This is a genomic window from Methylobacter marinus A45, assembly GCF_000383855.1.
Classification (GTDB): Bacteria; Pseudomonadota; Gammaproteobacteria; order Methylococcales; family Methylomonadaceae; genus Methylobacter; species Methylobacter marinus.
On the sequence record NZ_KB912877.1, the window covers coordinates 4,202,112 to 4,227,711 of the forward strand.

Annotated in this window: 24 protein-coding genes and 1 tRNA gene; 22 read left to right on the plus strand and 3 right to left on the minus strand. The window is 47.8% G+C overall.

What is annotated here, in order from left to right; genetic code table 11:
• Positions 1-29 precede the first annotated feature (29 nt).
• Entirely contained in the window at positions 30-506 is a 477-nt protein-coding gene (gene greA, locus METMA_RS0119780) for a transcription elongation factor GreA (protein WP_027147484.1), read from the plus strand.
• Positions 507-567: 61 nt separating this feature from the next.
• Here the strand turns inward: greA and yhbY are convergent, their stop codons facing one another.
• On the minus strand, positions 568-834 hold the full coding sequence (gene yhbY / locus METMA_RS0119785) for a ribosome assembly RNA-binding protein YhbY (RefSeq protein ID WP_020160852.1): 267 nt from the start codon (positions 832-834) through the stop codon (positions 568-570).
• Positions 835-885: 51 nt separating this feature from the next.
• Between yhbY and rlmE the strand changes: the two genes are divergently transcribed.
• The 18 genes from rlmE to METMA_RS0119880 all read left to right on the plus strand — a co-directional run bounded on the left by rlmE (position 886) and on the right by METMA_RS0119880 (position 18,930).
• Positions 886-1,503 (plus strand): 23S rRNA (uridine(2552)-2'-O)-methyltransferase RlmE, encoded by a 618-nt coding sequence (gene rlmE / locus METMA_RS0119790; RefSeq protein ID WP_027147485.1) that lies wholly within the window; start codon positions 886-888, stop codon positions 1,501-1,503.
• Between the two features lie 177 nt (positions 1,504-1,680).
• The gene (gene ftsH, locus METMA_RS0119795) at positions 1,681-3,600 is read left to right on the plus strand and encodes an ATP-dependent zinc metalloprotease FtsH (protein WP_020160854.1); all 1,920 of its coding nucleotides are present in this window, start codon (positions 1,681-1,683) and stop codon (positions 3,598-3,600) included.
• Positions 3,601-3,771: 171 nt separating this feature from the next.
• Positions 3,772-5,112: a phosphoglucosamine mutase gene (gene glmM, locus METMA_RS0119800; protein ID WP_020160855.1), complete on the plus strand. Its 1,341-nt coding sequence runs from the start codon at positions 3,772-3,774 to the stop codon at positions 5,110-5,112.
• A gap of 320 nt (positions 5,113-5,432) precedes the next feature.
• Positions 5,433-5,846, plus strand: coding sequence for a preprotein translocase subunit SecG (gene secG / locus METMA_RS25175; protein ID WP_020160856.1), 414 nt, complete (start codon positions 5,433-5,435; stop codon positions 5,844-5,846).
• A gap of 52 nt (positions 5,847-5,898) precedes the next feature.
• A tRNA-Leu gene (locus METMA_RS0119810) sits at positions 5,899-5,983 on the plus strand.
• Positions 5,984-6,769: 786 nt separating this feature from the next.
• Positions 6,770-7,141 carry a hypothetical protein gene (locus tag METMA_RS0119820; protein ID WP_020160858.1) on the plus strand — a complete coding sequence of 124 codons (372 nt, stop codon included), beginning with the start codon at positions 6,770-6,772 and terminating at the stop codon, positions 7,139-7,141.
• A 399-nt stretch (positions 7,142-7,540) separates the two neighbouring features.
• Positions 7,541-7,903, plus strand: coding sequence for a response regulator (locus METMA_RS0119825; protein WP_020160859.1), 363 nt, complete (start codon positions 7,541-7,543; stop codon positions 7,901-7,903).
• Positions 7,904-7,948: 45 nt separating this feature from the next.
• The gene (locus METMA_RS0119830) at positions 7,949-10,054 is read left to right on the plus strand and encodes a chemotaxis protein CheA (RefSeq protein ID WP_020160860.1); all 2,106 of its coding nucleotides are present in this window, start codon (positions 7,949-7,951) and stop codon (positions 10,052-10,054) included.
• Between the two features lie 16 nt (positions 10,055-10,070).
• Positions 10,071-10,580 carry a chemotaxis protein CheW gene (locus tag METMA_RS0119835; protein ID WP_020160861.1) on the plus strand — a complete coding sequence of 170 codons (510 nt, stop codon included), beginning with the start codon at positions 10,071-10,073 and terminating at the stop codon, positions 10,578-10,580.
• A 166-nt stretch (positions 10,581-10,746) separates the two neighbouring features.
• Positions 10,747-13,056 (plus strand): methyl-accepting chemotaxis protein, encoded by a 2,310-nt coding sequence (locus METMA_RS0119840; RefSeq protein WP_232216393.1) that lies wholly within the window; start codon positions 10,747-10,749, stop codon positions 13,054-13,056.
• Positions 13,057-13,095: 39 nt separating this feature from the next.
• Positions 13,096-13,590 carry a chemotaxis protein CheW gene (locus METMA_RS0119845; RefSeq protein ID WP_020160863.1) on the plus strand — a complete coding sequence of 165 codons (495 nt, stop codon included), beginning with the start codon at positions 13,096-13,098 and terminating at the stop codon, positions 13,588-13,590.
• Positions 13,591-13,596: 6 nt separating this feature from the next.
• Complete coding sequence (locus tag METMA_RS0119850) at positions 13,597-14,358, plus strand: ParA family protein (RefSeq protein WP_232216394.1); 762 nt, start codon at positions 13,597-13,599, stop codon at positions 14,356-14,358.
• Positions 14,345-14,824 carry an STAS domain-containing protein gene (locus tag METMA_RS0119855; protein WP_020160865.1) on the plus strand — a complete coding sequence of 160 codons (480 nt, stop codon included), beginning with the start codon at positions 14,345-14,347 and terminating at the stop codon, positions 14,822-14,824. The genes METMA_RS0119850 and METMA_RS0119855 overlap by 14 nt, the downstream gene beginning before the upstream one ends.
• A 51-nt stretch (positions 14,825-14,875) precedes the next feature.
• A complete protein-coding gene (locus METMA_RS0119860; RefSeq protein ID WP_020160866.1) occupies positions 14,876-15,715 on the plus strand; it encodes a CheR family methyltransferase in 840 nt (279 codons plus the stop codon).
• Between the two features lie 7 nt (positions 15,716-15,722).
• Positions 15,723-16,361: a chemoreceptor glutamine deamidase CheD gene (gene cheD, locus METMA_RS0119865; RefSeq protein WP_020160867.1), complete on the plus strand. Its 639-nt coding sequence runs from the start codon at positions 15,723-15,725 to the stop codon at positions 16,359-16,361.
• A gap of 9 nt (positions 16,362-16,370) precedes the next feature.
• Positions 16,371-17,480, plus strand: coding sequence for a protein-glutamate methylesterase/protein-glutamine glutaminase (locus tag METMA_RS0119870; RefSeq protein ID WP_020160868.1), 1,110 nt, complete (start codon positions 16,371-16,373; stop codon positions 17,478-17,480).
• 65 nt (positions 17,481-17,545) lie between these two features.
• Positions 17,546-18,172 (plus strand): hypothetical protein, encoded by a 627-nt coding sequence (locus METMA_RS0119875; protein ID WP_020160869.1) that lies wholly within the window; start codon positions 17,546-17,548, stop codon positions 18,170-18,172.
• A 29-nt stretch (positions 18,173-18,201) separates the two neighbouring features.
• On the plus strand, positions 18,202-18,930 hold the full coding sequence (locus tag METMA_RS0119880) for an oxygen-binding di-iron domain-containing protein (protein ID WP_020160870.1): 729 nt from the start codon (positions 18,202-18,204) through the stop codon (positions 18,928-18,930).
• Positions 18,931-18,985: 55 nt separating this feature from the next.
• Here METMA_RS0119880 and METMA_RS0119885 read toward each other — a convergent pair whose 3' ends face one another.
• Positions 18,986-19,507, minus strand: coding sequence for a hypothetical protein (locus METMA_RS0119885; protein ID WP_036249042.1), 522 nt, complete (start codon positions 19,505-19,507; stop codon positions 18,986-18,988).
• A 572-nt stretch (positions 19,508-20,079) separates the two neighbouring features.
• Between METMA_RS0119885 and ppsA the strand changes: the two genes are divergently transcribed.
• Positions 20,080-22,494: a phosphoenolpyruvate synthase gene (ppsA, locus tag METMA_RS0119890; protein WP_020160872.1), complete on the plus strand. Its 2,415-nt coding sequence runs from the start codon at positions 20,080-20,082 to the stop codon at positions 22,492-22,494.
• On the opposite strand, the gene queG is transcribed toward ppsA, so the two are convergent.
• Complete coding sequence (queG, locus tag METMA_RS0119895; protein ID WP_020160873.1) at positions 22,491-23,570, minus strand: tRNA epoxyqueuosine(34) reductase QueG; 1,080 nt, start codon at positions 23,568-23,570, stop codon at positions 22,491-22,493. The genes ppsA and queG overlap by 4 nt on opposite strands.
• 109 nt (positions 23,571-23,679) lie before the next feature.
• Between queG and METMA_RS0119900 the strand changes: the two genes are divergently transcribed.
• Positions 23,680-25,146: a bifunctional ADP-dependent NAD(P)H-hydrate dehydratase/NAD(P)H-hydrate epimerase gene (locus METMA_RS0119900; RefSeq protein WP_027147489.1), complete on the plus strand. Its 1,467-nt coding sequence runs from the start codon at positions 23,680-23,682 to the stop codon at positions 25,144-25,146.
• Positions 25,143-25,559: a tRNA (adenosine(37)-N6)-threonylcarbamoyltransferase complex ATPase subunit type 1 TsaE gene (gene tsaE / locus METMA_RS0119905; RefSeq protein ID WP_020160875.1), complete on the plus strand. Its 417-nt coding sequence runs from the start codon at positions 25,143-25,145 to the stop codon at positions 25,557-25,559. Before METMA_RS0119900 ends, tsaE begins: the two co-directional genes overlap by 4 nt.
• Positions 25,560-25,600 lie beyond the last annotated feature (41 nt).

A 25,600-nucleotide genomic window follows, 5' to 3' on the forward strand; every position in this document is an offset into this window, starting at 1 on the left:
ATGAATACTATATTAGGAGTTTCAATAGAATGAATAAAGTACCTCTTACCGTGAAGGGTGCGGAAAAATTGCGTGAGGAATTGGACGAACTGAAATCAGTGGTTCGTCCGCGCATTATTGCGTCCATAGCCTCTGCGCGTGAACACGGTGATTTAAAGGAAAATGCCGAATATCATGCCGCGCGTGAGCAGCAAAGCTTTGCCGAAGGGCGTATCGCTGAGATTGAAGCTAAGCTATCCAACGCCCAGATCATTGATGTCACTAAACTGGATGCGAATGGGAAGGTGGTCTTTGGAGCGACAGTGGAGATAGAGGATATCGATTCGGAAAAGAAAGTGACCTACCAGATTGTTGGTGAAGATGAGGCTAATATCAAGGAAGGCCGCATTTCTATCGGATCGCCTATTGCGCGTGCATTAATCGGCAAGGAGGTTGGGGATGTCGTTACAGTCAAGGCCCCGGGCGGCGATATCGAGTATGAAATTATTTCAATCGAATATGTTTGATTGGGACACAAGGCAAAAGGTAGGAAGCTGTCATGCTTTTGTCCTTAGCCTTGTGCTTTTATTACTTATCAGGGTTTAGTCTGTAAATGACAGCAATCTGACCAATGGTTTGAATGAGTGCCGCTCCGGTATCAATGCAGATTTGTTCGCCAATTACTTTACGGTCTTCCCGTTCGGCACGTATTCTTACTTTAATGAGTTCGTGGCTGTCGAGTGCCAGTTCGATCTCTGCCAGGACGGCAGCTGTGAGCCCCGATTGGCCGATGATAATGACGGGTTTTAAGCTATGAGCCTGAGCCCGGAGTTTTTTCTTGTCTGCAGCGTTCACTCTTTATAATTTCCTAAATCAAAAAATCGAATTTTACACTAAAAAATAACTATGGGACGAAGTAAAAGCAGCGGTCGTTGGATGCAGGAACATTTCAATGATGAATATGTCAAAATGGCTCAAGTTAAGGGTTACCGATCGCGCGCCGTTTTTAAACTGAACGAGATTCAGGATAAAGATCACATTATCAAGCCAGGGATGAATATTATTGATTTAGGAGCGGCCCCAGGAGGATGGTCGCAGTTTGCACGAGAACTCATCGGCGGCAAGAATAAAATTGTCGCATTGGATATTTTGCCGATGGAACCGATTGAAGGCATCGATTTCATACAGGGAGACTTCCGCGAACAGGCTGTGCTGGATGAGTTATATGCTGTTCTTGACGGTGCGGAGGTTAATTTGGTGATGTCTGATATGGCGCCCAATATGAGCGGCAATAAGGCCGTGGATCAACCGCGATCCATCTATTTGGCAGAGTTGGCATTGGAAACGGCAAAAACAGTTTTAACAAAAGGCGGCACTTTTCTGGTTAAATTATTCCATGGGGAAGGTTTTGAGGAATTTTATAAAGAAGTACAGCAATCCTTTTCAAAGGTAGTCATTAGAAAACCAAAAGCCTCAAGACCGAGAAGCAATGAAGTCTATATTTTGGCTAAAGGGTTTAAATAACCGTTCACAGCCCTTATATTTAAATAAAAGGAGATTACTAGGCATGATGAAAATTATATTTTTTCATAATGGGTGAATTCCAGATAAATTGAGCCGTCAGGAAAAATATTCCTGATATAATTAGTCAGTTTTTTAAACCGAGAGCCGTTCGGGCCTGGGGTGTGTAAATTGAACGATATGATTAAAAATATAATTCTATGGGTCGTCATTGCCGTGGTATTGATGTCCATATTTAATAATTTTGGTCCGCAGGGCGATCGGGGCGATTCATCGTTATCGTATTCGCAATTCATAGAATCGGTGAAAGCGGGTCAAGTGCAACAAGTCATGATTGACGACAACGTTATTAAAGGCAAGATGCAGGGAGGTGAGCGATTTAAAACCTATGCTCCGCAAGATCCTCATTTAGTGGATGACTTGCTGGCTAATGGCGTCGAGATCAAGGCCATACCACCCGAGCAACCCTCGATGCTAATGCAGTTGCTGGTGTCTTTCGGCCCCATGTTGCTGCTTATTGCGGTCTGGGTGTTCTTCATGCGGCAAATGCAGGGAGGAGCGAGTGGCGGTCGCGGTGCGATGACTTTCGGAAAAAGCAAAGCCCGTATGCTCGAAGAAGACCAGATTAAAGTAACCTTTGCCGATGTAGCCGGCTGTGATGAAGCCAAGGAAGAGGTTGTGGAAATGGTGGATTTCCTTAGGGACCCTGCAAAATATCAGAAACTGGGCGGTAAAATTCCTCGCGGTGCACTCATGATCGGTCCGCCAGGAACAGGTAAGACGTTATTGGCCAGAGCTATTGCCGGCGAGGCCAGAGTGCCGTTTTTCACTATTTCCGGCTCGGATTTTGTGGAAATGTTCGTCGGCGTAGGGGCATCGCGTGTGCGGGATATGTTCGAACAAGCAAAAAAACATGCGCCTTGCATTATCTTTATTGATGAGATTGATGCGGTTGGCCGTCAACGCGGCGCCGGCCTGGGTGGTGGCAATGATGAACGCGAGCAAACGCTAAACCAGTTGCTGGTGGAGATGGATGGCTTTGAAGGCAATGAAGGGATTATTGTTATTGCCGCGACCAACCGTCCCGATGTACTGGATCAGGCTTTATTGCGCCCCGGTAGATTTGATCGCCAGATAACGGTTGGTCTTCCTGACGTGAGAGGGCGCGAACAGATTCTTAACGTGCATCTGAAGAAAGTGCCTACAGCTGATGATGTTGAAGTCAAATATATAGCCCAGGGTACGCCGGGTTTTTCCGGAGCCGATCTGGCGAATTTGGTCAACGAAGCAGCCTTGTTTGCTGCCAGATCAAATAAACGTGTCGTCAATATGGCGGATTTGGAAAAGGCCAAGGATAAATTGATCATGGGGGCCGAAAGACGCTCCATGGTAATGGGTGAGAAGGAAAAGAAGATGACGGCCTATCACGAGGCAGGTCACGCTATTGTCGGCAGACTTGTTCCCGAACATGATCCAGTCTACAAAGTCAGTATCATGCCTAGAGGTCGTGCGCTGGGTATTACCATGTTCCTGCCGGAAAGAGATCAATACAGTGCCAGCAAACAAAAACTGGATAGCATGATTTCCAGTTTATACGGCGGCCGTATTGCGGAAGAGATGATCTTTGGCTGGGAGCATGTTAGTACTGGTGCTTCCAATGATATCGAGCGAGCTACCGAGTTAGCCCGAAATATGGTGACTAAATGGGGATTATCTCAACGTTTAGGGCCGTTGGCATACAGCGAAGAAGAAGGCGAGGTTTTTTTGGGACGCTCGGTAACGCAGCATAAGACCGTTGCGGAAGAGACTTCTCATACGATCGATGAAGAAATTCGTTCTTTTATTGACCGGAACTATGAGCGTGCGGAAAAGATTCTCAAAGAGAATGTTGATATTCTGCATGCCATGGCGGAAGCGTTAATGAAGTACGAGACCATTGATAAGTATCAAATCGATGATTTAATGGCGCGTAGGCCGGTCAGGGAGCCTCAAGGATGGGATGATACGCCTCCTCATGCTGACGTTAAAGTTGATGAAACCAAGGGAATGGATGATAAAAAGACAGGAAAGTCGATTGGCGGTGCCGCCGAGCAGACCTGACAGTCGCGGGATGAAAACAAAAGGAGAGACATGTCTCTCCTTTTTTTATGCAAAAAATTTATTGGCCCCGATAAAGTGAACTGAATCAGGGATTGAAGTATATTTTTATCGCATAATGGTTTATGGAAGCATTAATGTTTCTACATTTTTCAGGTAGAGGTTTGTAGGATTATGACAAAAAAGTATTTTGGAACCGATGGTATTAGAGGCAAGGTAGGAGAGGCACCTATTACGGCGGATTTTTTGCTTAAATTAGGATGGGCGACAGGACGTGTATTTGCCAAGGAAGGGCACGGTTTTGTATTAGTGGGTAAAGATACGCGTATTTCAGGTTATATGTTTGAATCCGCATTAGAGGCGGGTTTGACCGCGGCAGGCGTGGATACCCGTCTGCTAGGACCTATGCCTACCCCGGGCATCGCTTATTTAACCCGTACTTTAAGAGCGAGCGCGGGCATTGTCATCAGCGCCTCGCATAACCCTTATTACGATAACGGCGTCAAGTTCTTTTCAGTGCAGGGTACAAAACTGCCTGATGAGATAGAGAAAAAAATTGAACATTATATCGATTCGCCCATTACAACGGTAGAGTCTTCAGAATTAGGCAAGGCAAAACGGTTGGTCGATGCGGCCGGTCGCTATATAGAATTTTGCAAGGCAAGTGTTCCCACTCGACTGGATTTTAGTGGTATGAGGATTGTCATCGATTGTGCTCACGGAGCAACTTATCACATTGCTCCACATGTGTTTAGTGAGGTGGGCGCGGAAGTTGTCACGATAGGAGCGGAACCGGACGGGATCAATATTAACGATGAGTGCGGGTCAACCCGGCCGGATAAATTAGCAGCAACGGTTTTGGAATACCGTGCGGACTTAGGAATTGCTTTTGATGGCGATGGCGACCGAGTGGTGATGGTGGATCATAAAGGTGAAATCGTCGATGGTGATGAACTTATCTATATTATCGCTAAATCCAGGTTGCAATCAGGTCAGTTAACCGGTCCTGTAGTCGGTACATTAATGACTAATCTGGGTATGGAGCACGCCTTGAAAAAACTGGGCATAGGCCTGATGAGAGCTAAAGTGGGCGATCGTTATGTTATGGAGATGCTGATTGCGAATAGTGGTATTTTAGGCGGAGAAAGTTCCGGACATATTATCTGTCTGGATAAAACCACAACAGGGGATGGCATTATCTCAGCATTGCAAGTCATGGCGGAAATGCAAAGCAGTGGCAGAAATTTGCATGAATTAAAGTCCGGGATGCAGAAATATCCGCAGGTTCTGGTGAATGTCAAAACCAGTAAAAAAGTGAATCCGGATAAGGATGAGGCCATACAAAAAGCGGTGAAAGCCATCGAGAAACAACTGGGCGATACTGGTCGTGTATTGCTGAGGGCTTCAGGTACGGAACCCTTGATTCGTGTAATGGTGGAAGGGCAAAGTGAAGTGCAGGTAAAGGATTACGCACATCATTTGGCTGATGACGTTAAGAAATCGATAGGGGCTTGAACTATAGGCTGTTAGCATATATCATACGTCGTTTATTTCTGCTTGAGAGTGGAAATGCTCCAGGCTCTGGTTGTGGAAACTTTAAGTAGCACCGGATGAGCAGACCCAATCCAATTAGTTCAACAGTCATAACTGTTAAAAGAATATAAGGTCACTGCTGACAAGACACAGTTATTTGTGCGTCGGGCAGTGTTAAGTCGGATAGGACGAGAGGCTTACTTGTCGTAGGGGCATTGATAGCAGTTTAACAGGTGGGGTTTCGCTGGGTGCGGAAGCCTTTTACAGATTTATCATTCGACTTAGAGTAGTTTAGACTTTTTATGTATCAGGTAATCATTGTTGTTCATGTACTGTTGGGGTTAGGCGTTATTGGATTAGTGTTAATGCAGCAAGGAAAAGGAGCGGATGCGGGAGCGGCTTTTGGCTCCGGTTCCTCAGGCTCGGTTTTTGGCGCTCAGGGGGCTGCCTCATTTCTTTCTCGGGCAACAGCAATTTTGGCAACTTTGTTTTTCACCACTAGCTTGGGGTTGGCTGTATTAAGTGGTCAGCAGGGCAAAACGTTTGATCTGATGAGTGCTCCTGAAGTCGAGGAAGATACATCAGGTATTCCTGATGTAAATGGATCGATAGATATGAACAGTGTTCCTTCCGCACCTAAATCAGAAGCAGAAGAAATACCCGTGGCGCCAGCAGTCACTCCTGCTGAAAAGCCAATCGATCAAACTAAAGAATAAAGTGGAAAAATAACTAAAAACAGTGTTTAATAGCGCACTCTGATCATTCTCAGCCGATGTGGTGAAATTGGTAGACACGCCATCTTGAGGGGGTGGTGACGCAAGTCGTGCCGGTTCAAGTCCGGCCATCGGCACCAAGATGTAATTCAAAGCGATACAAGAACTCAAAACCCGCAAGCTGTACGGCTTAGTGGGTTTTTTATTGCCTAGAGAAATGCAATAAATACAACCATATGCGAAAAATTATATGGTTGCTTGTTTACTGTAACTTAAAATTCGTAACTTGATGTTGCACGAAGCGGTATTTTTATCTCGTTCGCTGCATCGATTATGATATTTTATTAAGCCATTCTGCTTCAACTCGCCGCATAAACTGATCGTCTATGGATAAGCTTGCCTTTATGGGCGCAAACTTACTTGTCTGGAAAAGGGCTAAGGATTTGGTCGTCAATAATCCCTATTTAAACATTAAGATGCGCCTTGCTGCGCTCAGCACATCCTATACAAGATTCCTAATTTCAGGAAGTAATTTTTAGCCAAGTCCTAAATAACATTGCCGTCTTTAATAAAGCAGAGGAGTACTCGGCGTTTCGCCTGAAGCGGTACTGCTGGAGAGCGAGTGCAATCTTGCAATTGTGCCGCATCAATCAATAAGAAAAAAATCGTTTATGCTTTGAAAATATAGGATGCCTGTTAAAAGCAAATGTTTCAGCATGTCATCATGCGCATGGTTCGCGCATTCATACATTAAGGGATCTTGAGTGGCGGCAATAATCGCCAGCAAACTGTTTGTTGTTTCTGCATTTACGCTGGCGCTCCTTTCGTGATCATAATAAAATCCGAAAGCCCTGATTAAATGTATGCCTTAACGAGCAAAAATAAATTTAGAACGGTGTAAATAAATTATCTGGCTTCCAAGGTTTATGGATGATAAATGTTCAGATAATCCTGATTTTTTAAATCAAGTTAAAACTCATATGAAAACGAAAATTCTGATTCTCGCTATTGCAATGCTGGTAACAATAAATTCTGCACAGGCAGAAGAACAGCAGCCTTCAGGGGTTTATCTGATCGATATTATTTTATATCGGCCATTGGGTTTCGTCGCTACATTGACAGGTTCTGCCGTTTTCGTGGCAATCAGTCCTCTGACGGCCTTTGCGGCGATTTCTCCGCCGCATGATGCTTTTGAAAAAACAGCCGATCTGTTAATCGTGAAACCGGGTAAATATACTTTCGATCGACCTTTAGGCGTTTATTATCCTGATGAGGATGGAGAATACCGCAGGCATTAAAAAAGAGTATTTATTGCACGTCCTTTAATCAATGTATTACAGTAATGCACATTTTATAGCTGATGGAGCAAGCATGATTTTTTCGTGCTCTTCAGGTATTTCACTTGTTCCCACCTGTGATTGAATAACGATCGCTCACTTCCTTTTACACTGTTTTCATGAAAACAGTAGCGCAAGCCCCTCCCTCTCTGGTTTCATCTCTAGCTGGAGCGAAATATGTCTGCCCGCGAATTTATCTAGTGGCTTTCATTATGTGATTTCCATCCAGGAAAATAAATTGAAAATTTTTTATTGAGAAACCTTCTATAACAGAATAATTAAATTAGACTTAATGTATTGAGATGAATATGATAAGCGCTAAAGTTTGACTTTAAGAATTAGAATAAAATGGAGATAACAATGGCAAGTATTCTTGCAGTTGACGATTCGGCATCAATGAGAAAAATGGTTTCGCTTACCTTGAAAAGTGCCGGATATGATGTTGAAGAAGCAGTGGATGGCGTTGATGCTTTTGCTAAAGCTCAGTCCAGACAATTCGATTGCATTGTTACCGATGTTAATATGCCAAATAAAGACGGGATTACCTTAATTAAGGATTTGCGCTTGCTTTCAAATTACAAGTTTATCCCAATGCTGATGTTGACGACTGAATCAGGCGCGGAAAAGAAACAGGAAGGTAAGGCGGCAGGGGCTACGGGATGGATCGTCAAGCCTTTTAATCCGGATCAACTAATAAAAATATTAAAAAAAGTTTTGGGTTAGCCGCTAACCTTAATTTGAGTGAGTTCAAGGAATACAGGTAAGCCTATGTCTATTGATATGGCACAGTTTCATCAGGTCTTTTTCGAAGAATGCTTTGAAGGCCTGGAAGCAATGGAATCAGGGTTATTAAATCTTGATACGGGAGATATTGATTCGGAAGCCATCAATGTGATCTTCAGGGGGGCTCATTCCATCAAAGGCGGCAGCGGAACCTTTGGCTTTTCCAATGTGGCCGATTTTACGCACATCATGGAGACCCTGCTTGACGAAATGCGGGATGGGCGCCGGCAAGTAACCCAGGCGGCAATTGATGTATTGTTGGGGTCGGTAGATTGTCTGAGGGAAATGATCACCGCAATTCAACAGGAACAGGATGTTGATGAGACGCGGGTTGCTGAACAGAAGTCTGCCTTGGAAGTTGAGCTTTATGGTAGCGAGGCATCTGTGGAGCCATCTCCAGTGAACCATTCAATAGCAATGGAAACACCTGTTGCCATGTCAGAGCCAGCGCCCGCTCAACAGCATGAACACCAAGGTTATGAAATTGCTTTTACCCCTTATCTAACCTTACTTCAAACCGGCAATGATCCGGTAAGAATGTTTCGGGAACTGGCAGAGCTAGGGGAACTGACCGCTTCGGTTAATGTTCAGGATATTCCTGACTTTTATGAGTTAAATCCTGAGGCATGTTATTTGGCCTGGGATTTAAAAGTCGCCGGGGACATTGCCGAGGACGAGGTTAATGAAATATTTGATTGGGTTAAAGGTGATTGTGAGCTGGAAATCCAGTCGCTTGCTGCTAAACCGGTAAAAGATCCGGTAGCGCATATACCGGCAATCGATGCGGAAACCCTGTCGAATACGCCCGAAAGCGGCATCTCAGAGCCGGCAGCGATCAGTCCTCCGCCTGTGACAGAAGACGCTGTCAACAAGATGGCTCCTCAAAAGGCCGAGCCTGAGCCTGCAAAAACTGTCACAAAATCATCAAGTACCATTCGAGTCGACACCGCAAAAATCGATACCCTCATCAATATGGTAGGTGAACTGGTGATCACGCAATCCATGTTGAGCCTGGTAGGCGAGCATTTTGCCATGAACAAGGAAAGTCAGCTTAAAAGTGGACTTGCCCAGCTGGAACGGCATACCCGTGAATTACAGCAAAGTGTGATGAATATCCGGATGCTGCCCATCAGCTTCGTTTTTAGTCGTTTTCCCCGTCTGGTCCATGACATCAGTTCCAAATTGGGTAAAAAAATCGAATTGAAACTGGTCGGGGAGAATACGGAAGTCGATAAAGCGGTTGTCGAATTGATCAACGATCCCCTGGTGCATTTGATCAGGAACAGTCTGGATCATGGTATAGAAATGCCGGCGGATCGCATTGCGGCCGGTAAACCGGAAACAGGGACTATTGAGTTGCGGGCTTATCACCGGGGCGGTCATATTGTGATAGAAATTATCGATGATGGCCGCGGCTTGAATAAGGACAAAATAAAAGCAAAAGCGATAGAAAAGGGCCTGATCGATAAACATAGCACGTTGACCGATAAGCAGGTCTTTGAATTGATTTTTCTGCCTGGTTTTTCTACCGCTGAACAGTTGACCGATATATCCGGGCGTGGCGTCGGCATGGATGTCGTCAGAAAAAATATTCAGGAGTTGGGCGGCAACATTGAAATTACTTCCGAACTGGACAAAGGCACAACGATTTCTATCCATCTGCCACTGACATTGGCAATTCTTGATGGGCAATCCGTGGCGGTTGGCGATGAAATCTACATTGTACCGCTAGTTTCCATTATCGAATCAATCAACATAACGGAAAAAATGCTTAACCGGGTCGCCGGTAAAGGCGAGACCTTTCGTTTACGTAATGAATATATCCCCATTATCAGAATGCACGAAATTTTTAACGTTCAGAGTGCAAAAGCATCGCAATTGGCAGAAGGGATTATTGTCGTCGTTGAGGGTCAGGGTATGAGATGCGGCTTATTTGTTGATGATTTGCTGGGACAGCAGCAGGTCGTTATCAAGTCGCTGGAAGCCAATTATAAGCGCGTTGAAGGCATTTCAGGCGCAACGATCCTAGGCGACGGATCTGTTGCCTTGATTTTGGATATTCCAGGTCTGGTTCGTTTATCAAACCGGTGACAGCAGTATAAAAAACATGGCGCAAGAAGATATACAAGTTAACAAGCATCAGCTTAACAAGCGTACAGGGAATAACATGCAGTTTTTAAGTTTTACGCTGGGTAACGAGGAGTACGGGGTCGATATTCTGCGCGTGCAGGAAATACGCAGTTGGGAACCGGTTTCCAGGATACCGAATGTTGCAGCTTATGAAAAAGGCGTGGTTAATCTCCGCGGTTCCATTGTGCCGATTATCGATTTAAGGGAAAGGTTTAATCTGGGGTATGCCGAATACACACAATTAACCGTGGTTGTTGTGCTACAGACTGGGGATGGCAATAAAATCCGCATAACGGGGGTTGTTGTCGACTCGGTTTCAGATGTGGTTGATGTCGATAAGGCCAGGATTCAAAGCGCCCCGGACTTCGGTGCTAAAGTCAGTACCGAGTTTATTAGCGGACTCGTATCAGTCAATGACCGCATGGTGATGTTATTGGATGTGGATAAATTACTGAAATTAGATGATGTAACGCAGGATGAAAGCTAAATCTCTAACAAGAAAGAAGCGATATTTATCAATAAAACCCCATAAAGGCCATACCCATTAATAGAATGGCTGATAAATAGAAAATAAAAAATTTATGCGTGTGGTTTAGTTCGAGAGGAAAATTATAATGAGAATAAACATGCCAGTAACCGATCGGGAAGCTCCGATGAAAAAAGGAATGATATTGGTTACCCGAACAGATTTGAAAGGACATATTACCTACGCAAACGATGCATTTGTCGATATCAGCGGCTTTAGCCGTGAGGAACTGATCGGTTCCCCTCATAATATAGTCCGGCACCCGGATATGCCGGTAGCGGCGTATGAGGATATGTGGGCCACATTAAAACAGGGCAGGCCATGGGTCGCACCGGTAAAAAACCGGACTAAATCCGGTGATTTTTACTGGGTTGAAGCGAATGTGGCGCCGGTTTATACCAATGGCCAGGTTCAGGAGTATGTTTCGGTCAGAACCGCGCTCAAACGCGAGCAAATTGAAAAAGCCGAGCAGTTTTACAAACAGCTTAATGCAAATAAAGAAACAATGCGGCCTACGGGGCTAGCCGCATGGATTAAAGCAGTCAGGGAAATCAGTCTCCAGAAAAAAGCCGCCTTGACGTTGACAGCCTTCCTGTTGCCCCAACTTCTCTTGATGTACCAATTGTTTTTAGCACAGGATTACATGCTGCTAACCATTGCCGCGCTGCTGGTGGCGATCGGAACAGCGGTAGGTATTGGCCTGGCCCGGTTATTCAACAATACACTGGAAGATACTATCGGTATTTTCTACCGACTGTTGAATGGCAATTTTGTGCTGAAAGGCATGGAATTAAGCCGAAATGATCAAGTAGGGGATTTTTTACGCGCGTTATACTCCATGAGCGTTAAATTGAATTCAGACTTTATTGCCGCCCAGGAAGTCGCTGCGGAAAACTTGCGGATTAAATATGCGTTGGATAATGTCGGGTCCGCCGTCATGCTGGCCGATATTAACTTCGACATCATCTATATGAATAAAACAGCGCTGAAATTATTCACCGATGCCGAGGATGATATTCGTAAACAGCTACCCGCTTTTAATGCCGGCGCTCTGTTAGGCAGCAACATTGACAGTTTTCATAAGAATCCGGCTCATCAGCGTGGTATTTTGGAGAAGCTGAATAGTTCGTTTGCTTCCGATTTGGTTGTTGCCAACCATCATATGAATGTAATCGCCAGCCCCGTTTTTACCGAAAAAGGTGAACGCATTGGATTTGTCGCGGAATGGCATGATAGAACGGAAGAAGTCCAAATAGAGCGTGAAATTGAAGAACTGGTGTCCAATATTAAAGTCGGTGAACTTAGCAATCGCATTAACATGCGTGGAAAAGAAGGCTTTTTCAAGACGCTGTGCATTGAAATTAATGAATTAACGGATGTTATTGAAAGCGCTTTCAATGACATCAGCGGCGTTATGAAAAGCATGGCGGAGGGCGACTTGACACACTCTATCTCGACTGATTATCAAGGGGTTTATGCCGAGTGCAAGAATAATATTAACAACACCATGACTAAAGTCAGTGAAGTGTTTGCCCAGGTTCGCAATGCGGCCGACTTTATCGAGAGTTCATCGCAGGAAATCGCCAGCGGCAACAACAATCTTTCACAGCGAGCGGAGCAACAGGCCGCTAGTCTGGAGGAAACCGCTTCCAGCATGGAAGAACTGACCAGCACAGTCAAAAATAATGCCGATAACGCGCAACAGGCCAACCAAGTGGCCAACACTGCCCGGCAATTGGCGGAAAAAGGTGGCGATGTCGTAGGTTCAGCTATTGCGGCCATGCGTGAAATCAATGAAAGCAGTAATAAAATCGCTGAAATCATCGGGGTTATCGATGAAATCGCCTTCCAGACCAATCTGCTGGCGTTGAATGCTTCGGTAGAAGCCGCCAGAGCCGGAGAGCAAGGTCGGGGCTTCTCGGTCGTGGCGACGGAGGTCCGCAATCTGGCGCAGCGTAGTGCCAATGCCGCTAAGCAGAGTAAAGAACTGATTCAGAATAGCGTCCAGAAAGTGCGGGCAGGATCCGGTTTTGTCAATGAAACCGGCGATGCGCTCCAGGAGATCGTCAACAGCGTCAAGCAGGTCAGCGACATCGTGTCCCAGATCGCGTCTGCGAGTGCCGAGCAATCCGCCGGCATCGAGCAGGTCAACCAGGCGGTCGCGCAAATGGACGATATTACCCAACAAAACGCGGCCCTGGCTGAACAAGCCTCGGCAGCGAGCGTCTCAATGAGCGAGCAATCCACGACCATGGCCCGATTGCTCGATTTCTTTAAAGTTAACAATGTCAATGCCGGAGCTAAACCACCAGCAAGCAATTCTGTTTCAACGGCTTCATCGATACCATCAGTAAAAAATGCCCCCAAACCGGTAACGCCGGCCACGCCGATTTTCGCTAAAGCCTTGGCCGACGATAGCGAATGGGAAGAGTTTTAAAGGTCAATAGATACCCATCCATAGCAAGCTAGATTAAATATGACAACTGATACTCAGGCATCCAACAGTCAAATAGAGCAATTTCTTACCTTTCAGCTCGCCGGGGAAGCGTATGGTGTGGAAATTCTGAAAGTACAAGAAATACGAGGCTGGGAAGCCGTTCGCGTTATACCCAATACGCCGGCTTTTATCAAAGGAGCATTAAATTTACGGGGCTCTATTGTTCCGATCATTGATTTACGGGAACGGTTTTCGATGGAGAAGAGTGAATATTCACCCATGACCGTTGTTATTGTGCTTTGCGTTGAACACGATGAGAACTCGTATGTTATGGGAGTCGTAGCCGATGCCGTGTCGGATGTGCTGGATGTAAAAGTAGCCGATATCAAGCAGACGCCGAATCTGGGAGCAAAAATAAATACACGTTACATGCGGGGCATATACGTTCATAAGCAAAGCATGATTATGTTGCTGGATGTGGACAAATTACTGAATCCGGATGAACTGGAAAGCATCGATAGCATGGTGTGCTAGGTGAGGGTGGTTGCGGTCATCAATCAGAAAGGCGGAGTAGGAAAAACGACGACTTCCGCTAATTTAGGCCATGCAATTGCCGGCTCAGGAAAAAAAGTTACGGTAATTGATCTCGACCCGCAAGGCCATCTATCGGTTTCCTTGGGGGTCACACAAAACCATAGTGGTATTGACGACGTTCTCTTGAATAACAGAACGCTTCAACAGCAGCTTGTTTCCGTTCGGGAGGGCCTGCAATTGATTGCATCGGGCCGGAGGCTTCCGGAAATTGAACAGTTAAGCGAAGAGGGCGCGCGTAGCGGAGATTTACTAAGGCATGCGCTTCAGGGGAAACTTAGCGGTCAGGATTTCGTTTTTATAGATTGCCCGCCGTCATCGGGCCTGCTGGTGACCAATGCCTTGTTTGCCGTGGACGAAATTTTGATTCCAATGACCGGCGACTTTCTGGCGTTGCAAGGCCTGTCGTATCTGATGGGAACCATCAGGAAATTTGAAAGGGTATTTAAGAAGAAATACAAAATCTTGTTGGTGATGTCACGATATTCACCAACCAGGCCTATATCGAAACAAGTGCTAAACATTCTGCTTCAGCATTTTCCAGAACAGATATTAGCGACAGTCATTAGAGAAACGGCAGTGCTGGCGGAATGCCCAAGCTTTGGTAAAACGATTTTAGAATATAGTCCGAAAAGTCGATCCGCAAGGGATTTTCGTAACCTTGCCAAGGATTTTCAGGAAAGCAGAGTGATGATATATGGCGGCAAATAATGAAAATAGTTTAATCGGATATGATCCTCTTGCCTGGATGGGCGAGGGTATCGACGAAATGCAGGAATCACAAGAACAACTATCAGGGATTGATACCGATACTGGCCAAAATGAATTTTTAGATCAATCGGATAATGAACAGCCTGTCGAAACGGATATCCCTGAGACGGATCAGGATGAAGCCGACCAAGATGGCCCCTTCATCGACTTGGATGCGGTTTTGAATATCCAAAAAGTGAAACTGCTGCATGAAAAGCTGAAGAAATCGCTGGATGCCAATCATCTTATTGTATTGGATGCATCGGCCGTCACTTCAATCGATACCTCAATGCTGCAATTATTTGTGGCGCTGAAACAGAAAGCGGCCAAACTGGATAAGGACATTATTATTAATTCACCATCTGATAAATTTATCGAATCCGCTGCATTGCTGGGCTTATCGGGAATACTCGATATAGAGGCCTGACGGAAACGGGCATTAGATATTCTTGGGCTCTATTGAAAAAGCAGGCAGGCAATGGCACTGGAAGAAAAAACGCGTGAATTTAAATTCACCCGGGAAGATTTTAATTTCTTAAGAAATCTGTCCAAAGAACATTCAGGAATTCAAGTGCCTGATGGCAAGTTCGATATGTTTTATTCCCGGCTATCGAAACGGGTAAGAGTGCTGGGATTTACAAATTTCAAGGACTATTGCCGGTATCTTAACGATCACCCGGAGCAGGAATTCACCGAGTTCATTAATGCCATTACCACGAATCTCACCTCTTTTTTCAGGGAAAATCATCATTTCGATTACTTGCGCGACCATGTTATTCCGGAGATCCTGGTCAGGAATAAACATACCCGGCAAATTAAAGTGTGGTCTGCCGGCTGCTCAACCGGCGAGGAACCCTATTCGATCGCAATGACCTTGCTGGAAAACGTGCCTGCGGACTGGACCATCAGGATTCTGGCAACTGATCTGGATACCAATGTATTACACATAGCGGCACAGGGTATTTATGCGATCGATCGTGTACAGGGGATATCCGAAACAAGACTGAAGCAATGGTTTATGCGTGATAAGGCAGCCAATCCGGTACGGGTAAGGGTCAAGCCGCAATTGCAGCGGCTGATACGTTTTAATCAATTGAATTTAATGGAAGATTGGCCTATGCGAGGGCAATTTGACTTTATCTTTTGCCGTAACGTGCTGATTTACTTCGACCGTGAAACCAAAGCCCTGCTGGCTAAAAAGTATGCAAAATTGCTGGCCGACAAAGCGTGGTTATTTATCGGCCATTCGGAATCATTGCATCAGCTTTCATCCGAGTTCGGATTAGTGGGCAATACCATATACAAAAAATTAATATAAAAATTTAATGATTTCTAAAAATAACTTTAGCCCGCCTTCGCTTTCAGGTTTCGAGCGAATCAACCGTTACTGGGATAATGAACATGAAATCATTGCCGCGAAAATTTTACCCGGCGAATACTACGTCACCAAAGCCGATGAATTGATCACGACCGTATTAGGGTCTTGCGTGGCCGCTTGCATCAGGGATAAAGAATCCGGTATTGGCGGTATGAATCATTTTATGTTGCCTCAAACCAGCGCAGAAAAGCTAAAACAGGGCAACGAAGCCGTATTGGGCAATTCCACCCGCTATGGCAACTTTGCCATGGAGCATTTGATTAACACCATTCTCAGCAATGGCGGCAAAAGAAAAAATCTTGAGTTAAAGGTATTTGGAGGCGGTAAAATCATTCCCACACTATCCGATATCGGCCTTAAAAATATCGAATTCATTCTGGAATATATCGACACCGAAGGACTGCTGTTGTTATCACAGGATTTAGGCGATATATATCCACGGAAAATCGTGTATTTTCCTCAAACCGGCAAAGTCCGCATGAAAAAAATCCAAGATTTACATAATGATACGATCATAAATAGAGAGATGCAGTACTTTAACAAAATTAAGGACGAGCCTGTTGAAGGCGAGGTTGAGCTTTTTTAAGAGAAAACTATGGAAAAAATACGTGTTTTGGTTATTGATGATTCTGCATTGATCAGAAAACTGTTGACGGAAATCTTCAATTCTTCCCCGGACATTGAAGTAGTCGGGGTGGCCGAGGATCCCTACGTGGCCAGGGATCTGATCAAACTCTTGAATCCGGACGTATTAACCTTGGATGTCGAAATGCCGCGCATGGACGGCATCACTTTTTTACGCAACCTGATGCGTTTGAGGCCGATGCCCGTGGTAATGGTTTCGACGCTCACGGAAAAGAGCGCGGACGTGACCTTAAATGCCCTGGCATTGGGCGCAGTGGACTTTATTGCCAAACCCAAGGTGAATATAGCTAAAACACTAACGGACTATGCCGAGGAATTAATCAACAAAGTAAAAATGGCGGCCAAAGCGCGCGTTCAGGAAATCAGCGACCATGCCACGCCGGTTAGAAAGCCGGGATTAACAACAGAGTCCGATATCAAGGTTAAACATTCGGCGGATATTATTTTAAAAGCCGAGTCGATAAGAAGATATCCCCAAGGCGGGCAGAAAATTATCGCTATCGGTGCCTCCACGGGCGGCACGGAAGCAATTAAAACCGTTGTCAAGGACTTGCCCGCCGATATGCCGGCCGTTTTGATAACGCAGCACTTGCCGGTAGCCTTCAGTGCATCATTCGCCCGCCATGTCGATCTGGTCTCAAAGATGTCGGCCTGTATTGCTCAGCACGGGCAACCGGTTGAGGCCGGGCATATCTATATTGCGCCGGGAGACAGGCACATGCTGCTGGCCAGAGAAGGCAGCAAGTATATCATTCAGTTGCATGACGGGCCGCCGGTGAATCGGCATAAACCGGCTGTCGATGTTTTGTTTCGGTCAGTTGCGCAATGCGTTGGCGCCAATGCTATCGGCATTATGCTGACAGGCATGGGAACGGATGGCGCAAAAGGCATGAAGGAAATGCATGAAGCCGGGGCGAAGACGATCATTCAGGATGAACAAACCAGTGTGGTCTGGGGCATGCCCGGTGAAGCCTTTAAATTAGGCTGCACAGACCATGTCAAGCCGATAACGGAAATCGCGCAGCAAGTTATAACCTTGACTCAGGGCCGAGTAAGCTGAACAGACATGCCCTGTAATGCTTTGAAAACGGGATCTTAAAGACGGCAGCCTTTCATAGGATGTAAATGAACATGCGAACAACGAATAAACAGAACAAGTCACAGTTTATCGCAGTCGATTCCATTGCCGCGGAATTAGGCGCGGTAATGGAAGTGGCCAAAGAAATTTCCCTGGCGGCGGCAAATGCCAAAGCCATTGCATTCCGCGCCCGGGAAAAAGCCAAGGGCTTTCAGCCGATCACCGATTTTATCAATGAACTGGCCAAGGAAACGTTGGAACTGGTTAATGATATCAACGAAAACTCCTTGCTGTTGTATCAACTGACCGTTAACGAATATCGGACCGCCGATGCCTACCGAAAACTCGAGCAGGCGGCTCAAATGGCCGAGGGCGCGGCCCATGGCAAATCCATTCAGGCGCGGGTGGAGGCGGCAAAAATCAAAATGCAGGCCAGCCGCGGACAATTCAGATGGCATGTTTCCCAGTTGCTAAATCAGCTCGAAGCCGTGATGCGGCCAGCCAGGGCCGCGCGCGTCATTGCCGCGAACTCCAGAATTGAAGCCTCGCAGGCGGGTGAGTATATGCAAAGTCTGCAAGCTGTTGCCGAGAGTGTGGATAATGCCGCACAGATTATTCATGATAATGTACAACGATGTAGAAGTGTATTATCCATTATAGTGATAGCAGAGTAGTTGCTGATAACAAGAGGCCTTGTTTTTTAATGAAAATGACCAAAATATACGAAGGATCGTACCAATGGATAGCTTATGGCAGGGATCAGAACAAACCCGATAACATCATTGATACCAATCAGTACGTCGTGCGGGCGGCCAATCGTTGCCTGATATTGGATCCCGGCGGCGTCGAGCTATTTGCTCCAATGCTGGCGGCGGTATTGAACCATGTTCCAGTGGAGCAGATAACCGACCTGTTCGCCTCGCATCAGGATCCCGATGTGATTTCATCGCTAGGCTTATGGGACCAGGCCTTGCCTAAGGCAAAACTCCACGCGCCGGCGCTGTGGGAAGGGTTTTTGCGGCATTATGGCTGTGACACTATTGAATACGTGCCGATCCCCGATAAAGGCGGCGTCATTAATCTGGATTCCGTTGAATTGCAGATAATTCCCGCGCATTATCTGCATTCCTCGGCAAACTTTCATGTTTACGATCCGCATGCCAAAATCCTGATGTCAGGCGATGTAGGGGCGGCACTGGAAGCGCCGGGGGCTCCGATGTTTGTCGATAAATTCGATGCGCACGTCGAAAAAATGCGCTATTTCCATCAGCGCTGGATGCCATCCAATCAGGCAAAAAGAGCCTGGATTGAGCGGGTGAGAAACCTTGAGATCGATATGCTGGCTCCCCAGCATGGGCGCATATTCAAAGGCGACGACGTCAAACGCTTTCTGGACTGGTTTGAAGCGCTGCCGGTAGGCGTTGCCATTTAACTTTTACATATCCGGATATCTGCCGCTCGCAGATATCCCTATCCCATGCGTACGTTTATAAATTCGACCGGTTTTTCAGGTGGTATTCAACGCAGCTCGTTAACGCAAACCGTGCGATCAGAACGGTCATCATGGTCGGAAACAGCAGGTAATGCTGATGCCATGCCAGGCTTATCAAAATGCCTGCCATTACAAGCCAGGGCGGCAGCCTGCTCTTTTCGGAAAACGATTTCATATAACAGAAAGTCGTATAGTCGATGGTTTGGCATCTCTGGATAAAAAATAATGACACAAACGCCGTCATAAAGGCGAAATAAAGCGGATAGAAGAAAAATATCGGCGAATCATCATAAAATAATGGTCTCCAGTAGCCGAACCAGGCCAATAATGCGCCGCTGGCGAAGAGGTCATACCAGATTTTCGCCGGCAGCTTCTTGAAAACGATCCCCGCAATACTGCTGATCGACAAAACCATGCCGATATACATAAATGCCGGAGCGCTCAATGTATTGAGTAATGAACTGGCGCTTTGGACTATGAAACTGTAGGCGAGGCTAAGGGCGGTAAACAATGGCATGTTTTAATCCCTATAATATGGCTGAAAATGCTTGACATGAGATGTTTTCATAAGCTTAACATGTGTCGCTTATGCACAGACTATTTAATAGTGCTAGCATGACTGTAGATTGTAATACAACTGTTATTTATCAAAATTATAAAGTTATAAGTTGTTGATATATAAATGTAATATTTTTGTATAAAAACACTACAATCTAATAAAAGCATAGGCAGAGCAGGGGCTGAGCGCAGTTATCTAGAACTTATGCACAGAGTTATCCACAGGAATTGTGGAAAAGTATGTATGTGCTTGATTGGTAAATTTGAACCGGAAGTCAAGCCGTAAAATTAAAAAAAAAGGAGCTTAACAATCACAATATAAGCTCCCGGATTAAAGCCAAAGGCAAGTAAGAGCGCATACTAATATGCTAGCAATGCCTGAAATAATTGATAATGTGGCAAATTGTCACACAATTTTTCTAGGGTTATTTATTTTCAGACAAATTATTGGCGAGACCGGCAAATGCTGGTAACTTCTTTGCAACCCAAGTCATAAGGCAGTCGGGAATATTTATAAGGAGAACAAAGATAATGTCTGAACAAGCAAACTACATCCGCTGGTTTAACGAGTTAACCATCGATGATGTGCCTTTGGTCGGCGGTAAAAATGCGTCATTGGGTGAAATGTATCGAGAATTGACGCAGCAAGGCATCAGGATTCCCAATGGTTTTGCCATAACAGCTGAAGCTTATCGTTATGTGCTGGACCAGGCCGGGGCTTGGGAACTTCTCCATGAGGCATTGGATGAACTTGATCCGGATAATGTCGCCGATCTTGCCAAACGGGCCCGCAAGGCACGGGAAATAATATATGCCGCACCTTTACCGGGGGATCTTGAACATGAGATCCTGGATGCCTTCGCCCGATTGCGGCAGGAGTATGGCGAGGACTTGAGCGTCGCGGTACGAAGCTCGGCGACGGCCGAGGATTTGCCTACCGCCAGCTTTGCCGGTCAGCAGGATACCTATCTGAATATCCGCGGAGACCAGGCTTTACTGGATGCCTGCAAGCGCTGCTTTGCCAGCCTGTTTACCGACCGGGCCATTCACTATCGTATCGACCAAGGCTTCGACCATTTCAAACTGGCGTTATCGATAGGTATCATGAAAATGGTGCGATCCGACCTGGACGCCAGCGGCGTCATGTTTTCGCTGGATACCGAATCGGGTTTCAGCGACGTGGTTTTCATAACCGGCGCTTACGGACTGGGCGAAAATGTCGTGCAGGGCGCCGTCGATCCGGACGAGTTTTACGTGCATAAACCGACTTTCGAGCAGGGCCATCGGGCGGTATTAAGGCGCACGCTCGGGGCGAAAAAGATCAAAATGGTCTATAGCGAGGGACGCACGCGCGAATCCACGCGCAACATAGTCACATCGGCCCAGGAGCGCGGGCATTTTTGTATCAGTGATCAGGATGCCCTGACACTGGCCGATTATGCCATTAAAATCGAGAAGCATTACAGCGCCAAGGCCGGACAGGCTCGACCCATGGATATGGAATGGGCCAAGGACGGTGTTGACGGTCAGTTGTATATCGTTCAGGCCCGGCCCGAGACCGTGGAATCACAAAGGCGCGGCATGGTGCTGGAGCAATACACGCTTAAGCAAAAAGCCGCCCCGATTGTCACAGGACATTCGGTAGGCAGTAAGATTGCCGTCGGCAAGGCGCGCGTTATCGAGAGACTCGAGCAATTGTCCGAGTTCAACCCCGGCGATGTGCTGGTGGCGGACATTACCACGCCCGACTGGGAACCCATCATGAAAATCGCCTCGGCGATTGTGACCAACCGCGGCGGACGAACCTGTCACGCGGCAATCATCGCCCGGGAACTGGGCGTGCCGGCCGTCATCGGTTGCGACAATGCCACGACGGCCATTAAAAACGAGGCGCTGGTGACTGTATCCTGTGCCGAAGGCGATATCGGCAAGATTTATGAAGGCCGGCTTGATTTTGAAATCACAAGCACCGATCTGTCCGGGCTGCAGCGGCCGCAAACCCAAATCATGCTCAATATCGGCAATCCCGAACTGGCCTTCAAAACCAGTTTCCTGCCTAACGATGGCGTCGGTCTGGCGCGCATGGAATTCATCATTACCGAATATATCAAGGCGCATCCGATGGCGCTGCTGCATCCGGATAAGGTTCAGGACCCGGGCGAACTCGAACAGCTCAGGAAATTAACCGGCCCTTATGAAACAGGGAAAGAATTCTTTATCAGGCAACTGTCGGAAGGCGTGGGCACGATCGCCGCGGCGTTCTATCCCAAACCCGTGGTCGTGCGCATGTCGGACTTCAAAACCAACGAATACGCCACCTTGCTGGGCGGTCGCTGGTTTGAATTCGATGAGGCCAATCCGATGATCGGTTTTCGGGGCGCCTCGCGTTATACGCATCCGGCCTATGCCGAAGGGTTCGCGCTGGAATGTGCCGCCATGAAACGCGTGCGCGAGGACATGGGGTTGACCAATGTCATCCTGATGATTCCATTCTGCCGGCGTGTTCAGGAAGCCCGGAGCGTGCTCGAGTACATGGCTCGGCTCGGGCTGAAGCGCGGCGAAAACGGTCTCAAAATCTATGTGATGTGCGAGATTCCCAACAACGTCATCCAGATTGATGCCTTCGCCGAGCATTTTGACGGTTTTTCGATAGGCTCGAACGATCTGACCCAGCTGACTCTGGGCGTGGACCGCGATTCGTCCATTGTCGCCGAGGATTTTGACGAACGCGACCCCGGCGTAAAAGAGATGATCCGCCTGGCTGTTGAAGGTGCGCGGCGGACTGGAAGTCACTCCGGTCTATGCGGCCAGGCGCCATCGGATTATCCGGAAATGGCCGAGTTTCTGGTGGAAATCGGTATCGATTCGATGAGCCTGAATCCCGACACCGTGCTCAAGACCACGCAACGGGTGCTGGAAACCGAACAGCGGCTGGGCAGGCGTTAACCGGGCGATAACCGGTCCAGTCGCCTGTCCAAGGCCCACCGGACATGCTCTCTCACCAGTTCTGAAGGATGAGCGAGCATGGCCTTTAAGGCCGCGATCACGGGCGGCGAAGCCGGCGCGTTGCCCAGCGCGACGGCAATGTTTCTCAGCCATCGCTCATGGCCGATGCGGCGTATGGCCGAGCCCTCGGTCCTGGCCAGGAATTCTGCCTCGCTCCAGGCAAAGACAGCGAGCAATTGCTGCGTATTCAGCCGGTGCCGGGGATGAAAGTCCTGTTCACCGGTGATTTTGCCAAAACGGTTCCACGGGCAGATCAGCTGGCAGTCGTCGCAGCCATAGATCCGGTTGCCGATCAGCGGCCTGAACGGTTCGGGAATCGGGCCTTGCAGCTCAATCGTCAGATACGATATGCAGCGTCTGGCATCCACCCGGTAAGGCGAGACAATCGCCTGGGTCGGGCAGACCGTCATGCAGGCCGAACAGCTGCCGCAATGCGAAGTGGCGGTTGCATCGGCCGGTAACGGCAGATCGGTATAGATTTCCCCGAGGAAAAACCACGATCCCGCCTTGCGGTTAATCAGGTTCGAATGCTTGCCTATCCAGCCTAACCCCGCTTTTTCGGCCAGCGCCTTTTCCAGGACCGGAGCGCTGTCGACGAAAGCCCGGTAACCGAACGGGCCGTAGTGTCGCTGTATTCTGTCGGCCAGTTTCTGCAAACGGTTACGCAGCATTTTGTGATAATCGCGGCCCAGCGCATAGCGTGAAATGTAGGCGGAATAAGGGTCATCGAGCGTCTTGTGCAGGGACTCGGCCGGTTCGGGCAAATAATCCATGCGCACGGAAATCACGCTGACGGTTCCCGGTTGCAATGCGGCCGGCCTGCTGCGCTTGACGCCATGGCGCTGCATGTAGTCCATGTCACCATGAAAGTCATTGGCCAGCCAGCTTTGCAGATGAGCTTCCGCTTCCGATAAATCGGTATCGGTAATGCCGACCTGCTGAAAGCCAAGCTCTTGTCCCCATTGCTTGATTTGGCGGGCGAGATCCGCCATTTTTTGAGCGCTGGTGGTGTCCATCGATGAATACAGGAATATAATGGCTGAGGTACAAAATACTAAGGTTACGGGAGATTCTTTATGATTGCGCACTCAAATGCAAGTGATAAGCTTTTTGGAGCTTGATGACATGCATAAACTACCCATAAAACTCTATCGAGCAGCGCAAGTCAGGGAACTGGACCGGATCGCCATCCAGGAACGCGGCATCCCCGGCTTTGAACTGATGAGCAGGGCAGGCTATGCTGTTTTTCAATGCCTCCGCAATCAATGGCCTTATGCGCACTCGGTGGCGGTTTTTTGCGGCGCCGGCAATAATGCGGGTGATGGCTATATTATAGCCAGGCTGGCCCTGGAAGCCGGGTTCGACGCGAACGTGTATAGTGTTTCCGATCCAGAAAAACTCACTGGCGATGCCTTGACGGCCTGCCGGAAATTCATTGAAGCCAAGGGAACGGTGGTGCCGTTTCATTCTGATCTGGACATTGAGACCGACGTGACTATAGACGCGCTCCTGGGTACCGGGCTGGACAGGCCGGTAACAGGCGCTTATGCGGAGGCCATCGTGTTCATCAATAACAATCTGAAACATGTTATTGCCGTCGATATTCCTTCGGGTCTGAGCGCCGATACCGGTAATGTAATGGGTTATGCCGTAAAAGCCGAATGCACGGTTTCTTTCATCGGCCTGAAGCAGGGATTGTTTACCGGGCAGGCGGCCGACTATAGCGGCGAGATTTTTTATGCCTCCCTGGCCGTGCCCGATGATGTGTTTGAATCGGTACCGTCAGGCACGGTCCGGGTCATCAAAACGCGCTTTCCGGAGCGTGAGCGCTGCGCGCATAAAGGCCATTACGGGCATGTGCTGGTTATAGGCGGAGAGCAGGGCTTTTCCGGAGCCGCCAGAATGGCCGCCGAGGCTGCATTGCGCGTCGGTTCGGGACTGGTCAGCATCGCGACTCGGCCCGAGCATGCAGGGCTCATGAATCTGAACAGGCCGGAATTGATGTGCCATGGCGTGGAAAATGCCAGCCAGCTGGAGCGATTGCTGGATAAGGCCGATGTCATCATCGTCGGCCCCGGACTGGGGCAAAGCGACTGGGCCAATGAACTGTTCAGTGTCGCGATAAATTCCCAAAAGCCGTTGGTTATCGATGCCGACGGCTTGAATCTGTTGGCCCGGGCGCCTGCCGCAAAGCCCAACTGGATTTTGACGCCGCATCCCGGCGAGGCCGGGCGTTTATTGCAGCGCGGCACAGCCGAAGTGCAACAGGACAGATTCGCCTCGGTCGCGGCAATTCAGGCCAAATTCGGCGGTGTCGCCATTCTGAAAGGTGCCGGCACCTTGATAGCCTCCGAAGATGAACTGGCCGTTTCGACCTCGGGAAATCCGGGCATGGCTTCTGGCGGCATGGGCGATGTGCTGGCCGGGGTGATTGCCGGGCTGCTGGCCCAGGGATTGCCCATGAAAGAGGCGGCCCAGCAAGGCGTTCATATTCATGGTCTGGCGGCGGACCGGGCGGTGGAAAAAGACGGAGAAAGAGGCCTGTTGGCCAGCGATTTAATGAGCCATCTCAGGCAATTGGTCAATTCATGAAACAATATTTAAACAACACAGAGGAAACAGAGCAGTTCGGCGCGCAGCTATGGGCATCGTTGCCGACCAGATGTCTGGTTTATTTGCATGGCGATCTAGGGGCGGGAAAAACCACCATGGTCAGAGGTTTTCTGCGCGCGGCAGGTTACACCGGCGCGGTCAAGAGCCCTACCTATACGCTGGTGGAAGAATATAATCTGGCCGGTCGACAAGTCTTTCATTTTGATTTGTATAGGATTTCTGATCCGGAAGAGCTGGAATGGATAGGCATCAGGGACTACCTCGACCAGGAGGCCGTGTGTTTTATCGAATGGCCGGACATGGGCAAGGGCTATCTGCCCGAGCCGGATGTCGTCATTACCTTGACTGCGGAAGGTACCGGGCGGACTATCGAGTTAGTAAAAAAAGTCTGATAAGAGAGTGGAAAAACAAGGACATATTGTTATAATCTAAA

Excerpts from the sequence above, each read along its gene's own strand:
- glmM (WP_020160855.1), top strand. The coding sequence starts at position 3,772 with ATGACAAAAAAGTATTTTGGAACCGATGGTATTAGAGGCAAGGTAGGA.
- METMA_RS0119880 (WP_020160870.1), top strand. The coding sequence starts at position 18,202 with ATGAAAATGACCAAAATATACGAAGGATCGTACCAATGGATAGCTTAT.
- METMA_RS0119830 (WP_020160860.1), top strand. The coding sequence starts at position 7,949 with ATGTCTATTGATATGGCACAGTTTCATCAGGTCTTTTTCGAAGAATGC.
- METMA_RS0119820 (WP_020160858.1), top strand. The coding sequence starts at position 6,770 with ATGGATGATAAATGTTCAGATAATCCTGATTTTTTAAATCAAGTTAAA.
- METMA_RS0119885 (WP_036249042.1), bottom strand. The coding sequence starts at position 19,507 with ATGCCATTGTTTACCGCCCTTAGCCTCGCCTACAGTTTCATAGTCCAA.
- rlmE (WP_027147485.1), top strand. The coding sequence starts at position 886 with ATGGGACGAAGTAAAAGCAGCGGTCGTTGGATGCAGGAACATTTCAAT.
- METMA_RS0119875 (WP_020160869.1), top strand. The coding sequence starts at position 17,546 with ATGAACATGCGAACAACGAATAAACAGAACAAGTCACAGTTTATCGCA.
- METMA_RS0119835 (WP_020160861.1), top strand. The coding sequence starts at position 10,071 with ATGGCGCAAGAAGATATACAAGTTAACAAGCATCAGCTTAACAAGCGT.
- METMA_RS0119860 (WP_020160866.1), top strand. The coding sequence starts at position 14,876 with ATGGCACTGGAAGAAAAAACGCGTGAATTTAAATTCACCCGGGAAGAT.
- cheD (WP_020160867.1), top strand. The coding sequence starts at position 15,723 with ATGATTTCTAAAAATAACTTTAGCCCGCCTTCGCTTTCAGGTTTCGAG.
- tsaE (WP_020160875.1), top strand. The coding sequence starts at position 25,143 with ATGAAACAATATTTAAACAACACAGAGGAAACAGAGCAGTTCGGCGCG.
- secG (WP_020160856.1), top strand. The coding sequence starts at position 5,433 with ATGTATCAGGTAATCATTGTTGTTCATGTACTGTTGGGGTTAGGCGTT.
- METMA_RS0119900 (WP_027147489.1), top strand. The coding sequence starts at position 23,680 with ATGCATAAACTACCCATAAAACTCTATCGAGCAGCGCAAGTCAGGGAA.
- METMA_RS0119840 (WP_232216393.1), top strand. The coding sequence starts at position 10,747 with ATGAAAAAAGGAATGATATTGGTTACCCGAACAGATTTGAAAGGACAT.
- greA (WP_027147484.1), top strand. The coding sequence starts at position 30 with ATGAATAAAGTACCTCTTACCGTGAAGGGTGCGGAAAAATTGCGTGAG.
- METMA_RS0119845 (WP_020160863.1), top strand. The coding sequence starts at position 13,096 with ATGACAACTGATACTCAGGCATCCAACAGTCAAATAGAGCAATTTCTT.
- METMA_RS0119825 (WP_020160859.1), top strand. The coding sequence starts at position 7,541 with ATGGCAAGTATTCTTGCAGTTGACGATTCGGCATCAATGAGAAAAATG.
- queG (WP_020160873.1), bottom strand. The coding sequence starts at position 23,570 with ATGGACACCACCAGCGCTCAAAAAATGGCGGATCTCGCCCGCCAAATC.
- ppsA (WP_020160872.1), top strand. The coding sequence starts at position 20,080 with ATGTCTGAACAAGCAAACTACATCCGCTGGTTTAACGAGTTAACCATC.
- METMA_RS0119870 (WP_020160868.1), top strand. The coding sequence starts at position 16,371 with ATGGAAAAAATACGTGTTTTGGTTATTGATGATTCTGCATTGATCAGA.
- METMA_RS0119855 (WP_020160865.1), top strand. The coding sequence starts at position 14,345 with ATGGCGGCAAATAATGAAAATAGTTTAATCGGATATGATCCTCTTGCC.
- ftsH (WP_020160854.1), top strand. The coding sequence starts at position 1,681 with ATGATTAAAAATATAATTCTATGGGTCGTCATTGCCGTGGTATTGATG.